The sequence below is a fragment of the Paenibacillus sp. FSL E2-8871 genome (assembly GCF_038000345.1).
Lineage (GTDB): Bacteria > Bacillota > Bacilli > Paenibacillales > Paenibacillaceae > Paenibacillus_AQ.
In genome coordinates this window covers 2,359,559-2,373,835 of record NZ_JBBOBV010000001.1, presented here as the reverse complement: position 1 = coordinate 2,373,835, position 14,277 = coordinate 2,359,559, and the positions used below count along the sequence as shown (strand labels likewise).

14 protein-coding genes are annotated in these 14,277 nt (G+C 44.0%); all 14 read left to right on the top strand.

Annotated features, from left to right (window positions below):
- Positions 1–44: 44 nt before the first annotated feature.
- Positions 45–998, top strand: coding sequence for an ABC transporter permease (locus tag NYE25_RS10945; RefSeq protein WP_339242616.1), 954 nt, complete (start codon positions 45–47; stop codon positions 996–998).
- Positions 999–1,014: 16 nt separating this feature from the next.
- Positions 1,015–1,938, top strand: a complete 924-nt coding sequence (gene opp4C / locus NYE25_RS10940) for an oligopeptide ABC transporter permease (RefSeq protein WP_341145913.1) — start codon at positions 1,015–1,017, stop codon at positions 1,936–1,938.
- A gap of 11 nt (positions 1,939–1,949) precedes the next feature.
- Positions 1,950–2,933, top strand: coding sequence for an ABC transporter ATP-binding protein (locus NYE25_RS10935; protein ID WP_341145912.1), 984 nt, complete (start codon positions 1,950–1,952; stop codon positions 2,931–2,933).
- Entirely contained in the window at positions 2,926–3,891 is a 966-nt protein-coding gene (locus NYE25_RS10930; RefSeq protein ID WP_076284613.1) for an ABC transporter ATP-binding protein, read from the top strand. The genes NYE25_RS10935 and NYE25_RS10930 overlap by 8 nt, the downstream gene beginning before the upstream one ends.
- 209 nt (positions 3,892–4,100) lie before the next feature.
- Positions 4,101–4,709 (top strand): 50S ribosomal protein L25, encoded by a 609-nt coding sequence (locus tag NYE25_RS10925; RefSeq protein WP_052404365.1) that lies wholly within the window; start codon positions 4,101–4,103, stop codon positions 4,707–4,709.
- A gap of 323 nt (positions 4,710–5,032) precedes the next feature.
- The gene (locus NYE25_RS10920; protein ID WP_081382895.1) at positions 5,033–6,880 is read left to right on the top strand and encodes a fibronectin type III domain-containing protein; all 1,848 of its coding nucleotides are present in this window, start codon (positions 5,033–5,035) and stop codon (positions 6,878–6,880) included.
- A gap of 419 nt (positions 6,881–7,299) precedes the next feature.
- Positions 7,300–7,845: a hypothetical protein gene (locus tag NYE25_RS10915; RefSeq protein WP_341145911.1), complete on the top strand. Its 546-nt coding sequence runs from the start codon at positions 7,300–7,302 to the stop codon at positions 7,843–7,845.
- Between the two features lie 18 nt (positions 7,846–7,863).
- Positions 7,864–8,295: an HIT family protein gene (locus NYE25_RS10910; RefSeq protein ID WP_341145910.1), complete on the top strand. Its 432-nt coding sequence runs from the start codon at positions 7,864–7,866 to the stop codon at positions 8,293–8,295.
- 232 nt (positions 8,296–8,527) lie between these two features.
- Entirely contained in the window at positions 8,528–9,172 is a 645-nt protein-coding gene (locus NYE25_RS10905; protein ID WP_341145909.1) for a YhbD family protein, read from the top strand.
- Between the two features lie 11 nt (positions 9,173–9,183).
- The gene (locus tag NYE25_RS10900) at positions 9,184–9,870 is read left to right on the top strand and encodes a hypothetical protein (protein WP_341060109.1); all 687 of its coding nucleotides are present in this window, start codon (positions 9,184–9,186) and stop codon (positions 9,868–9,870) included.
- Positions 9,863–10,519 carry a hypothetical protein gene (locus NYE25_RS10895; RefSeq protein ID WP_341145908.1) on the top strand — a complete coding sequence of 219 codons (657 nt, stop codon included), beginning with the start codon at positions 9,863–9,865 and terminating at the stop codon, positions 10,517–10,519. The genes NYE25_RS10900 and NYE25_RS10895 overlap by 8 nt, the downstream gene beginning before the upstream one ends.
- 46 nt (positions 10,520–10,565) lie before the next feature.
- Positions 10,566–12,104: an MDR family MFS transporter gene (locus NYE25_RS10890; RefSeq protein ID WP_076284618.1), complete on the top strand. Its 1,539-nt coding sequence runs from the start codon at positions 10,566–10,568 to the stop codon at positions 12,102–12,104.
- A 291-nt stretch (positions 12,105–12,395) separates the two neighbouring features.
- The gene (locus NYE25_RS10885; protein WP_042190003.1) at positions 12,396–13,355 is read left to right on the top strand and encodes an ABC transporter permease; all 960 of its coding nucleotides are present in this window, start codon (positions 12,396–12,398) and stop codon (positions 13,353–13,355) included.
- A 17-nt stretch (positions 13,356–13,372) separates the two neighbouring features.
- Positions 13,373–14,269, top strand: coding sequence for a carbohydrate ABC transporter permease (locus tag NYE25_RS10880; protein ID WP_042190000.1), 897 nt, complete (start codon positions 13,373–13,375; stop codon positions 14,267–14,269).
- Positions 14,270–14,277 lie beyond the last annotated feature (8 nt).

Sequence of the window (14,277 nt, the reverse complement as noted above, 5' to 3'; positions counted from 1 at the left end):
TCCCCTGCTCTGATGAGCAGGGGACAAATCATAAGGAGTCTGTCATGAGCGCTTATTTATCGAAAAGACTGTTGTACATGGTCATTATCTTATTTGCGGCATCATTATTGATCTTCTGCCTGTATGCTTCAACTCCCGGGGACTTCATAACCGGAAATATCAAATTGACTGCAGAACGTAAAGCTGAGCTGCGAGAGATTTACGGCTTAAACAAGCCGATGCTTGAGCGGTATGGAATCTGGATGAAGAATGCGCTGCATGGCGATTTCGGTTATTCCTTAGCCCAACAGAAGCCTGTGCTGCAGCTTTTTAATGATTATATTTGGAATTCCTTTCTACTGGCTGCCGTTTCCACGTTTCTGACGTGGGTGATTGCAGTTATTATTGGTGTGATTTCAGCCTATAAGCAATATTCATGGTTCGATACACTCGTGATGATCGCTATTTTCGCAGCAATGTCGCTGCCGTCATTTTTTATAGGCTTATTCCTGATCAAAATCCTGGCCGTCGATCTCAAGTGGCTCCCTCCGGGTGGAATAATCACGACAGGCAGTAATGCTACGGGTCTGGCGTATTTTAAGGAGATTGTAACGCATATGACCCTTCCGGTTGTTGTTATGACCCTCCTTGGATTAGGATCGCTTACCCGTTATTTCCGCAGTAATATGATCGATGTCTTAAAGCAGGATTATATTCGTACCGCCCGTGCCAAAGGCTTAAAAGAACGCAAGGTGCTATTTACACACGCCTTACGTAATGCCTTGCTGCCCGCAATTACACTGGTTGGTTTCGAGCTTCCAGCACTATTTGGCGGATCACTTATTATTGAAAAAATATTCAATTGGCCTGGGATTGGCCAGCTGTATATGCAGTCCTTCGGACTTAGGGATTATCCTTTGCTGATGGGCTTTACGATGTTTATTGCCATACTTACCGTCATAGGAACGTTGCTTTCGGATGTTTTGTACCGGATTGCCGATCCTAGAGTTCGGCTATAGAGAGGAGGAAGCTGACGTGGCAGTTCAAAGTAATGTAGCGGGAATCTCCAAGCCCCAGACCACCAAAGGAAAATCCTCTTTATTCCGACAATCCCTTCGGAGGTTGCTGAAGAACAAGCTGGCGGTATCCGGGTTTGTGGTAGTGATCTTTATGTTTGCGCTTTGTTTTATTGGCCCGCTATTCTCACCCTATACGGATAACAAAATTAATATGGCACTGATGAACAAGGCCCCTGATATGAAGCATTGGCTTGGCACTGACGCGCTGGGCAGAGATATTTTGACCCGGGTGATGCAGGCAGGACGTATTTCACTAACAGTAGGACTGGCATCAATGGTTCTTTCGGTGTTTATTGGGGCTCTTTTGGGAGCCGTAGCTGGGTATTACCGCGGAATCGCCGATCAAATCATAATGCGGATTGCGGATCTTTTATTGACGGTTCCGAGTTTGCCGCTGCTCTTTATTTTTGGAGCATTATTATCAGAGTGGAAGATTCCAACGGACTACCGGATGTATATCGTTATGCTTATGCTCAGCATTGTGAGCTGGCCAGGTATGGCGCGTATGGTACGGGGGCAAATGCTTAGTCTGCGAGAACGTGAGTTTATGCAAGCAGCTGTAGTATTAGGCCTTCGGGATCGGCGTAAATTGTTTAACCATTTGCTGCCGAACATTGTCCCGCTGCTGATCGTTATGGCAACGCTCAACATCGGTGGTGCAATTCTGAGTGAATCGGTTCTTAGCTTTTTTGGGCTAGGTGTTATGCCGCCAACGCCAACCTGGGGCAATATGATTGACGCAGCGAATAATATGATCGACTTCAAGGATCGGCCGTGGCTGTGGATTCCGCCTGGGCTATCCATCTTCGCGACAGTAATCGCGATCAATATTTTTGGTGACGGACTCCGGGACGTACTTGATCCTAAACAGAAGAGGTAGGTGACCCTCACATGAGTGATTTAATGAATATAGACGGTCTAAGTACATACTTCTTCACGGAAGAAGGAAAAGTGAAAGCCGTTGATGATGTAAGCTTCCGTGTCCGTGAAGGAGAGACGGTCTGTATCGTCGGAGAATCGGGCTGCGGCAAAAGTGTAACTGCGATGTCCATCATGGGTCTTGTTGAAGAGCCAGGGGGCAAGGTTGCCCATGGCAAAATTGATTTTCAGGGTGAAGATTTGTTGCAAATGGACAAAAACACACTGCGAGCCATCCGTGGCAACGAGATCGCGATGATCTTCCAGGAACCCATGTCCTCTCTTAATCCTGTAATCAAGATCGGTGAACAAATTATGGAGCCGTTGATCGTGCATTTGAAGATGAATAAGAAGCAGGCGCGTATCCGGGCGATTGAACTAATAAAGCAGGTAGGCATATCACGACCTGAGCAAATTGCTGATAGTTATCCACATGAATTAAGTGGAGGGATGCTGCAGCGGATTATGATCGCTATTGCCATCGCCTGCAGTCCAAAGCTATTGATTGCAGATGAACCGACAACGGCGCTGGATGTAACGATTCAAGCACAAATTCTGGATATGCTTCGTGAAATTAAAGACAGCTCCGGCATGTCTATTCTATTAATCACTCATGATCTGGGTGTAGTCGCAGAGATGGCCGATTACGTGATTGTTATGTACTCCGGAAAGATTGTGGAGGAGGGGGAGGTTGTTGAATTGTTCAACAATCCCAAACACCCTTATACGAAAGGGCTGCTCAAATCGAAGCCAGTTATCAATCAGCGGCAGGATGAGCTGTATTCCATACCAGGCCAAGTGCCAAATCCGCTTGAGTTGGTACCCTCTTGTTATTTTCATGACCGCTGTGAGCATTGCATGCCTGTATGTGTCAGCCAGCAGCCCCAGCTTAAAGAAGTGGCCAGCAGACAAAAGGTAGCTTGCTGGTTGTATGAGGAGGCGGTTGTTCATGCCTGAGGCACTGCTTGAGGTCAATCATCTGAAGAAATATTTCCCTGTCACTAAGGGATTGCTTAACCGGACGGTTGGGCATGTAAAGGCTGTTGATGATATTAGCATCACGCTTCAGCCAGGGGAGACGTTTGGGCTTGTAGGAGAATCCGGGAGCGGAAAGAGTACGGTCGGACGGACGATTTTACGGCTAACGGATAAAACGGCAGGCGAGATCAAATTCAAAGGGATAGACATTCATTCTTTGTCTCCCGCTGAATTGCGAAATATCAGACCCCAAATGCAGCTAATCTTTCAAGACCCGTATAGCTCACTTAACCCTCGGGTCCGCATAGGTGATGCTATCGGAGAAGCTTTACTGGATCATGGGTTATGCTCAAAATCAGAGGTTCGTGATCGGGTGCTTGAGGCGCTTGAGGCATGTGGTTTATCCTCTTATCATATTGATCGCTTTCCGCATGAATTCTCAGGAGGACAGCGACAACGGATCGGAATCGCGCGTGCGCTTGTGCTGAATCCTGAGCTAATCATTGCAGACGAGCCAGTCTCGGCCTTGGATGTGTCCATCCAAGCACAGATTATTAATTTATTTAGTAAGCTGCAGCAGAGCCGTGGGCTCACCTATTTGTTTATCTCCCATGATTTGAGTGTGGTTGAGCATTTATGTTCAAGAATCGGTGTTATGTATCTTGGATCTATGATGGAGACGGCTTCTAGAGATGAATTATTTAAGAATCCGCTCCACCCGTATACCAAGGCATTGCTATCAGCTGTTCCAATACCTATACCCAAGCTGAAAAGGGAAAGAATTGTCCTTAAGGGGGATATCCCGAGCCCAGTGAACCCGCCTTCCGGTTGTAAATTTCATACCCGGTGTCCCTATGCACAAGAGGTTTGCAGATCTGAAATCCCGGTATTCCGGGATGCCGGCAATAACCATTTTGTAGCTTGTCATTTGGTCTGATAGCTGTCAAAGATACAATGATGATTCGCTCCTAAGTCTTGAATAATTAAAGTTGAATTGTATAATAATACAATTTGACCTTATTTTTGCCTGTGCTCAAAAATTTTTAAGGGTTTCGAAGCCAGGTTAATGGGGTAATAGAGAGTGGTTAGGTTAGACGTACATATCTAATCGGTCTAGTATAAAATCCCTACTTAGGAGGAATCATCGTGAATACAACAGTACGTTTGACAGAAAGATCCGGCTCGACTTCTTCACAGCGCAGAAAAGGCTTTGTACCGGTAGTCGTGTACGGTGCAGGTTCAGATAGCCAGTCCTTTACAGCGGATGCTAAGACAATTACCGGGATTTTGGCTAATAACCCTCGGGCAGTATTAACCTTGGAATTACCAGACTCGGGTAAAAAGAACGTTGTCATCCAAGAAATCCAGCGCCAGCCAGTATCCAAACAACTGCTGCATATTGATTTTCAACAAATTGATATGAAGGCTAAATTGGATACAAAAGTGGCATTCCACTTTACAGGTGATCCAGTAGGTGTGAAGAGTGGCGGCGTGCAGCAAATTGAATTGCATGAGCTGGATATTCGCACACTTCCAGATAAATTAACGGCATCCTTTGAGGTGGATCTCAGTGGACTAGATATTGGTGATCAATTGCTGGTGTCTGATCTTCCGAAGCATGAAGGCTGGGAAGTATTGACGCCTGAGGACACTTTGATTGTCCGGATCGCACCTCCAGCAGCTCAAGAGCCAACCGATGAAGATGCTGCTGAACCAGCTGCAGTCGAAGCTTCTGGTGAAGATAAAGCAGAATAGAATAGTGATTAAATCATAAAGAGCAGATAGAATCCTACCCAAGGAGCTGTCTGCTCTTTTTGTTTTGTCTTCGTGAACACGAATTAATAAAATAAGTGCGGTCTTTCGTATAGTTTCTTAAATGGGATTTATGGTTGTTTCGCCTCATTTAGTTAAAATTTTACAGAAAATCGTTGACGAATAGGCCGCGAAGGCTGAAAATGAGGACAATTACCATGGTAAAGAATTCAAAAGTTCCTGTTGTCGCTGTTTGAAAACGCTTTAGTATTATGCTTCAAAGAACTCTCATTGCCCAGTTCATCATGATTATGAGGAGGAAAGTTATGAAGATGAGGAAGCTGTTTTCGATCTTAATGACAAGTCTGTTGGTGCTTGGGGTAGCTCTACCTTTTGGTGGAAAAGCGAGTGCAGATGCCACAAGTGATGCTTCAAATCGTGCTTTAATCTGGTTGAAGGCCCAGCAGGATGCAACAGCGGGGTATGCTTTTGAGGGATTGGTAGATAGCTTTGAGGATTTCTGGGGTCCAAACAACCCCAAACAGATTGTATACACGTATGATCAAGCTGTTGCAGCCATTGCCTTTATTGTAAAAGGTGAGCGGGCACGGGCAGAGCAGGTGTTGAACAAAATGCGGGACATTCAGGACCCTTCGGGCTTCTGGCTGAACTCTTATTGGTATAACAATGGCTACGGAGAAGAAATTCGTAAACATGTGGGGCCGGTTGTATGGATGGCAATGGCAGCTATGGCTTATGAAAAGCAATATAATGACACGCGATATCGTCCGATGGCGCTCAAAGCGCTCGATTGGAGCTTACAGTATAAAAAAGCAAATGGCAGTATCGCAGGAGGATGGAGTGCTTGGAGTAACTCTGATGAGCCTTGGAGCTCTACCGAGCACAATATCGATATTTACCGGGTGCTGCAGTATTATGCTTCGGTAGATTCCTCCAAGGCAGCCACGTATAACAGTGCAGCTTCTGGAGTGAAAACATTCCTGGATAATTATGTGTGGGATGACAGTGTCAAACGCTTCAAGGGAGGCTGGAAAAACGATACGAATTTGATCGACCCTAAAATTCCATTGGACGTGAATCCATGGGGAGTATTGGCCTTAGGAGTATCCGGCACCCATAACTACGGTGCAAGCTTAACTTATGTGGAAAATGCCTCCGGCACCCCGGGGACCCTTGCAAATCCGCGTTACAAGCAGACGCTTACTTACAATGATGCTGGGAATACGCTGACCGGCTATGATTTTGACTGGACGGATGAAGTTTTACCCGCATATGACGATAACGGGAATCAAATCGGTAATACGGGTGCTGATGTATGGTTTGAAGGAAGTGCATTTATGTCGCTCGCCTACTTTATGCAAGGCAATGTATCCAAAGCGGATGCCATTAACACTGAAATTATTAAAAAGCAAGGCACAAGCGGCGCTTCACTAGGGGGAATCCCCTATTCGCTGAAAGGGACCAGCAACAGCTATTGGGTGATGGCACAGCAAAACTGCGTGTCCAGCACGGGTTGGTTAATTCTATCACTACACCGGTTTAATCCATTCACAGGTCAATACTTGACGGGTGGTGGTAATACTGGAGATACGACAGCACCTACTGCACCTGCTAATCTGACAGTAACCAGCAAGACGGATACAGCAGTTAACATGAGTTGGTCTGCTTCAACTGATAATGTTGGTGTAACGGGATATCTTGTTTATCGTGGAACACAGCAGGTAGCCTCTGTGGCAGATACTACAGCTACTGTTACTGGACTAACTCCAAGCACAGCCTATACGTTTACAGTAAAAGCTACGGATGCAGCGGGTAATCTATCATCCGCTAGTAATGCCGCAACAGTTACTACAAATCCCACTGGAGGCAGCGGAGGCGGTGATCATGTGACGGCTGACTTTACAGCAGGGGTAACGAGACTTTCTTCAACAGAAGCGAGCATTTATATTACACCTGTGACCAGTGCTCTTTATGTAGATGTGCATTATAAGGTTAACGGGGGGCCACAACTTAATTACCGGATGACCAACAGCTCAGGTACATGGGAGCAGACGGTGAGTGGGTTAAGTGCTGGCAGCAGTATTGAGTACTGGTTCACTTATGAGAAATCCGGTCCACAATATGATTCAGCGCATTATACCTATGTGCAGTAAGGTTAATGAAAGACTTAAACGATAAGATTTGTAGATAGAGCAAGTGAAATAAAGAAGGCTGTCCCAGATGCCATAGTATTGGCTCGGGAGGGCTTTCTTTTCTTTGTTTTAGGCTATGTTAAATCATATTGTTGATATTTAAGTTTTACGAACGTTTGTTCTGTTATTAAGATGACACTATGGTAAGGAGTTGATTACCCATTGGATTTGAAGGAAATGAAGTAAATTCCAACGGAATCATTCCAAGGTATCGTCGAAATGGACGAGGGGTTTAGTGCAACAAATTTACTTTTACAACGTATATATAGTGCTTCCATATTTAGGGATATTAAAGGGATTAAGAGGAATGTTACTGAAGTATATCTACGAACTAACAAGGTTTTCCATTAGTATTAATTCAAATAATTAGAGGTGATTTCATGAACAAATCTGGATTTTTATTTTTTATTGCTGCAATTATATTTTTAATATCAGGATGTCAAAAGGCTGGTTCCAACGATGAATTAGCTAAAGCGCAGGTGCAGGTTAGTGCATTAGGATCATCATTTAGTATCCCTACACTGGATGGATATGAAGTTAGTTATGTACAACATAAATTCCCTCCAAAGGACAAACAAGGCAACTTTATTGGAGATAATCAAGAAGTTTTAGTCACATATACGAAAAACAAAGGGAAACTGGAGAAGTTAACAAAGGAACAAAAAGCGTCCAATGAAAGAGAAATCATCTACGGACCTTATCAAGGAGAAACACTCATTGAAATAACCTATAGCAATACTCAAGTTGATTTGAACGATGCTGATATTATTGATATTAGCGGCAATCAGGTGCAAAAAATAAAAAAAAGTGATTATACGTTTTTAGCATTCAATGCTTCAAAAGGTTCAATCACTTTAAAGTTCAACAGTTTGGATGAGGATACAATTCTAAGCATTGCTCAACAAGTAGTAAATGAAAATAAATAGGATGGGGTGCTGCTGTACATGGAATGCTTAGGATGTAGAATCGCTAACGGTATTGAACCTGACTTGAATATTGTTTATGAAAATGAATTTATTACTTGTGTGCTTGATATTGCTCCTTTTAATGAAGGACATACTCTAATCCTCCCCAAAAAGCATTACTGTGATGTCGAAGAGATGGAGTCAGAGACTGCTTATGCTATCATGGATGCTTCGAAAAAACTTTCAATTGCTTTGAAGAGCTTGTTTAAACCTGACGGTATAAGAATTTGTCAAGATGGAGGGAAGTTTAACGACCTTACCCATTACCATATGCATCTCATTCCGAGGTACGAAGGTGATGGATTTATCTGGGGTGAACCATTACACCCACATGGTGCTGAAAAACGATTAAGCCAAACCAAAAAAAAGATTCTGAAGACATTAAGTGAGGAAAAGAGAAGGAGTCGATAAAGACTCCTTCTCTTTTTGTCATAAATTAATATGCTAGCTTAAATCAAAGAATACAGTGCGGGTAAAAGAGCGCAAATCCTCCTCAAGACGGAGGTACGCTCTTTTTTTATGCCGTAAAATCTTGGAGGGAAACTTTAATACAATGATTTGTTGCAGTAGGAGATTTAAGGAGGAGTGTTTTATTTACAACGTAACAGTGTTATGTTACGATGTTTTCGAGGAGTGATCGCATATGGAAGATGATTTGATTTCGAAGAAGCAACTGCTGGATTTAACCGGTATTTCATATGGGCAATTGTATCGCTGGAAAAGGAAGCAGTTAATCCCCGAGGAATGGTTTATTCGCAAATCTACCTTTACTGGACAAGAGACTTTTTTTCCTAAAGAGATGATCTTGTCGCGAATTTACAACATTGTGAATATGAAAGATGGGCTTTCTTTGGATGAAATGGCTGATAAGCTATCGGATAAGGCATCCTTTGAGAAGGTGAGTTTAACTGCTAAGGAAATTATAGAACGTAACATTGTTTCGACAACAACACTGAGGAAATTTGGAGAAAGTCTCGGTGATGAAAGTAAATATACTTTCGAGGAGCTCGTTCATTTATTCGCTGTAGACCGCCTACTTAGTGCTGGGGAAATGAGTATGGAGGAGGCGGAGCTTCTGTTTCGCACTTTGCAGGAGAAAGTTTCAAGGCTCGAGAGTGGAAGCTGGGAGTTGTTTTTTGTCCGGAAAATGGGGGTTTCATCCTTCATTCTGGCACAAGCGCCTGCGGAGTTATGGTTTGATGAAGGGGTTAGATTAGTCAGTAAAATGACATATGCAGATTTGATCGAACAATTGAAAGGTAAGCTTGCCTACAAGCTTGTTGAATAGGAGGAAGAGTAATGGACAAAAATCAGCTGCCTGATTTGATAATAAACGGGGTTAGTGGTGGGGCCGGAGGTACTTACAACAACGTAAACATGGATGGTGTAGGTAAAGTAGTCGGACCGATCGTGGCGCGAATGTTTAAAGGAAATGGGCATATGAATTTGAATGATGATCTCACAGCAGAAGAAGCAGAATGCAACGGGGTCATCAAAGTGATGGGTAATATGCGTTTTGGTACCCTAAAGGTGGATGGGGTTCTTAATGTAGGTAAGAGTTTTCGAGGTGAAAGCTGTACCCTTAACGGAATGGTGAGTGTCAAAGGGGATTGTGAACTTGAGGATTTTGTAGGTGAAGGTAGCTTTAGTGTTGGTGGTTTACTAAGTGCCGGTCATGTGGATTTCAAACTGCAGAGTCAAGGGAAGGCTAATGAAATTGGTGTGGAAAGCCTCGTGATACGGCAAGTGAATAATGGGTTTTGGAGTAAGATGTTTAGCGGAATCATCCCTAAACTTCGACCTGAGCTATGTGCTCGAACGATCGAGGGAGATTTTATAGATGTAGAATATACAACTGCGGATATCATCAGAGGAAATATTGTCATTATTGGCCCAGGCTGTACACTCGGACGGGTAGAGTATCGCGAACAAATTACAGTGCATCCAGAGGCTAAGGTTGGAAAGGTGGAGAAGGTCGGTGAATGATAATCTGAAAATAATTGGAACAACATCTTCAGCCGGTGGTTCTTTCAAAGATGTTAAGATCAATGGAGAATGCAAATTCGCTGGAGATGTGAATTGCGAGAAGATGAATCTGACTGGAAATGCCAATATAGCTGGAAATCTGCATATGAAGCAAATGAAAATCACTGGCGAAATTGCACTCGAGGGTAATCTTGAAGGGGATTCCTTACGTGGACAGGGTGAAATAAAAGCAGCCTCCGTAAAAATCGATGAGCTTCATCTCTACGGAAATTTGGATGTGAAGGGTGATTGTGAAGGGGAAAAATTGCAAATTTCTGGTGCCTTAAGCGTAGCTGGATTACTTAGTGCTGAGCATTTGGAGATTAAATTGTTTGGTCCAAGTAGTGCGAAGGAGGTTGGGGGCAGTATCTTAACCATTAAGAAGAGTAAAACGGGGAGACTGCTGCATATGATGAAGCCAACTTCGAAAATACTGTTTGAAGCGGGGCTAATCGAAGGCGATGCTATTGATCTGGTCAATACAAAGGCTAATATGGTAAGGGGAGAACGTGTAATCATTGGTCCGGATTGTGAAATTGAAACGGTGGAATTCCGCGATACACTAGAAGTTCATAAGCACGCAACAGTGAAGCATCAAGTGAAGATATAAAGAGAATTGTATAATCATTTTTTTGAGAAAAAGAGGAGTGGAACATATGAGTGCTGCCAAATCGCCCAATCTGGGTATTGTAATCGCAGGTCTCCTATTAGGAATTTTGATGGCCTCCATGGACAGCACCATCGTTGCAACTGCAATGGGTAATATTGTTGGGGAGCTTGGCGGAATGGACAAATTTGTCTGGGTGACATCAGCCTATCTCGTAGCCGAGATGGCGGGTATGCCCATTTTCGGCAAGCTGTCTGATATGTATGGTCGTAAGAAGTTTTTTATTTTTGGAATTATCGTATTCATGGCGGGTTCGGCTCTCTGTGGAACGGCTGATACAATAACTCAGTTAGCTGCGTACCGGGCCATTCAGGGCATTGGTGGCGGGGCGCTGGTGCCAATCGCTTTTGCCATCATGTTCGATGCTGTTCCGCTGGAGACGCGGGGCAAGCTCGGCGGGGCATTCGGAGCAGTATTTGGATTGTCGAGTATATTTGGTCCATTACTGGGTGCGTATATTACCGATCATATTGCTTGGCAGTGGATATTTTATATTAACTTACCCCTTGGACTGTTGGCTTTTGCGATGGTCGTATTCTTTTATAAAGAATCGCATGAGCATTCTAAACAGCCCATTGACTGGTTGGGCGCGGGTACGCTGCTTGGTTCAGTCATTTGCTTAATGTTTGCGCTGGAGCTAGGCGGGAAAGAGTATGCTTGGAATTCTTCCATGATTCTTGGTTTATTTGCAGCCTTTGCCATCCTTGCAGCAGTGTTTCTTGTTGTAGAGACTAGAGCGAAAGAACCGATTATTTCCTTTGCTTTGTTTAAAAAAAGATTATACGCGGTGAGCATTATCTGTGCACTATTTAGCGGTGCAGCCTTTATTGTGGCTTCTGTGTATATTCCGATCTTTATTCAAGGGGTATTGGGCGGATCAGCTACAAATTCAGGACTTGTATTGCTACCAATGATGGTTGGCTCAGTGGTTACAGCTACGATGGGCGGATTTCTGATGTCAAAAACCAGTTACCGCAGCCTGCTGATTCCTACATTCGCACTTTTGGTGATCGGTACTGGACTTGTAGCGACACTCACGCCGGATGCTTCACGACTGCTTGTTACTTTATATATGATTTTAATTGGGCTAGGGATTGGTGCTTCATTCTCAGTGCTAAGTACGGCATCTATTCATGGATTGACGGCACAGCAACGCGGCTCTGCCAGCGCAACACTGAATTTCATTCGTTCATTGGGCATGACCATAGGCATTACTACCTTCGGTATCATTCAAAGTCACTATTTCTCAGGCAGTCTTACCAAGCTACTATCGGCTAATGGTGGAGGAGCGGCTCCGGCGGGAGCTATGGATTTTAAAGATCCGCATGCTTTGCTCTCACCTGAGACTAGGGCGCTCATTCCACCTGAAATTCTGGGTAAGATTACAGCTGGTTTATCCTCATCCATTGTAAACACCTTTGCTTGGGCGGTGATTCCTGCAGCTTTAGCGTTATTGGCTTCGTTCTATATGGGACGTCAGAAGATGGATGCCTCTGCGGAGGGGGATGTTCAAGCGTCTGGGCATTAGCATGTAGTCTAGATAATATTCGTTTGATTATGTTTCAGTGAAAATAGACATATAAAAAAACGACCACCACTTCGGGTACTTCCTAAGTGGTGGTCGTTTTTTGTCTAAAGACATATATGCCCTCCATCACTAGTCCCGCAAACAGGTAGAAAATGGTCGATTGTACTGCGAATTTGGTTCACAAGTATCTGACGGTTTCCCTGATAAGGCGTTCTGCTCTCTATCTCGCCAGAAGCTCAGATTCTGATACTCTGAAAACGTAATCAAAATCTGGGTATAGGAGATTCCGATATGGGGGTACCTGCTGGCGAACTGCTTCCCAGCGTCGATCCGGTTCATCGATCCCGCTGGAAGATGAAGAACAAACATAAGTTGTTCTTCATGGCTTTTCCATTTCTTGTTGTCACCTTTATTTTCTATTATCTGCCGATCAGCGGATGGATTTATGCCTTTTATGATTTCATTCCCGGAATACCGTTGTCTGACACGCCTTACGTTGGTTTGAAATGGTTTAAGACGATTGTATCTAATCCGACACAGACCGCAGAGGTTCTGCGGGTGCTGAAGAACACGCTTGCCATGAGTTCACTCGGATTAATTACATCCATCTTTCCAGTGATCTTTGCCATTATGTTGACTGAGATTAAGTCAGGCTGGTACCGCAAGTTGGTGCAGACACTAACCACGATTCCAAACTTTATCAGCTGGATTCTGGTATATGCATTGGCATTCTCGTTGTTCTCTGTAGATAACGGTGTCATCACTCACATTTTAGTGCAGCTTGGAGTGGTTGATGAAGGGTATAACTTCTTAGCCTCCAGCTCAAATATTTGGGTCACGATGATCGTTTGGTACTGGTGGAAATCGTTAGGCTGGGGTGCCATCCTCTATCTTGCTGCAATCGCAGGCATTGATCAGGAATTGTACGAAGCTGTTGAGGTGGATGGTGCAAGTCGGTTCCGCAAAATTTGGCATATCACCATTCCAGGTCTGATTCCAACCTTTTTTGTACTGCTGCTGCTCTCCATAGGTAATCTAGTCAATAACGGGATGGAGCAGTACTTTGCCTTTCAAAATGCGATGAATAAGGATTCTATTGAGGTGCTGGATCTTTATGTATACAACATCGCTTTCGCGAACAACTTTCCTTTTGCCACGGCCGTCAGCATGTTGAAATCGGTTGTCAGTGTAATTCTACTATTCGCAGCGAACACGTTGTCTAAGATGGTGCGTGACGAATCTATCATTTAAGTCAGGGGTGATCCCACTTGAGAAAGAAAAAACTAACGGCTGGAGAACTTATCTTCCAGATTATGATCTATACGCTCTTTGGATTGTTCACCCTGTCATGCATCTACCCATTCTATTATTTGTTCATCAATACGATCAGCTCGAATGATCTTAGCGCAGCGGGGGATATCAAATTTTATCCAAGACAGATCCATTTTGATAACTATAGTAAGGTGCTAAGAATCAGCGGTTTAGGACATGCGGCAACAGTCTCCGTGTATAGAACGGTTGTCGGGACGTTGCTTACTGTGGGGTCTTCAGCTTTTTTAGGATATTTGTTCACCAAAAAGGAAATGTGGGGCCGGAGTATTTGGTACCGGAGTGTCGTGGTTACGATGTATTTTAGCGCAGGTCTGATCCCTTGGTATATAACAATGCACAATTTGCATCTGACCAATAATTATCTGGCTTATATTTTGCCTACGATTATTACCCCATTCAACATCATTTTGGTCAAAACCTTCGTTGAGGCCATTCCTCCATCCCTTGAGGAGTCAGCGTCTATGGATGGTGCTGGTTACATGCGGGTGTTCTGGAGCATTATTGTACCGCTTACTACGCCAATTTTGGCTACGATTACGATTTTTTCCGCAGTGAATCAGTGGAACTCATTTATTGATACGGCGTTTCTGATGACAGATACGAAGTACTTTACGCTCCAATTCTTGTTATGGCGTTATTTGAACGAGTCCAGCTCGCTCGCAGCTTTAATTCGTAATTCACCAGATATGGCCGCTAGTGTAGCGAATATGCAGACTCCAACCTCTGTACGGATGACCGTAACGATGATCGTCGTATTGCCGATTCTAATCGTGTACCCATTCTTCCAGCGCTTTTTCGTCAAAGGGATTATGATCGGTGCGGTTAAGGGCTAATGAGCTAC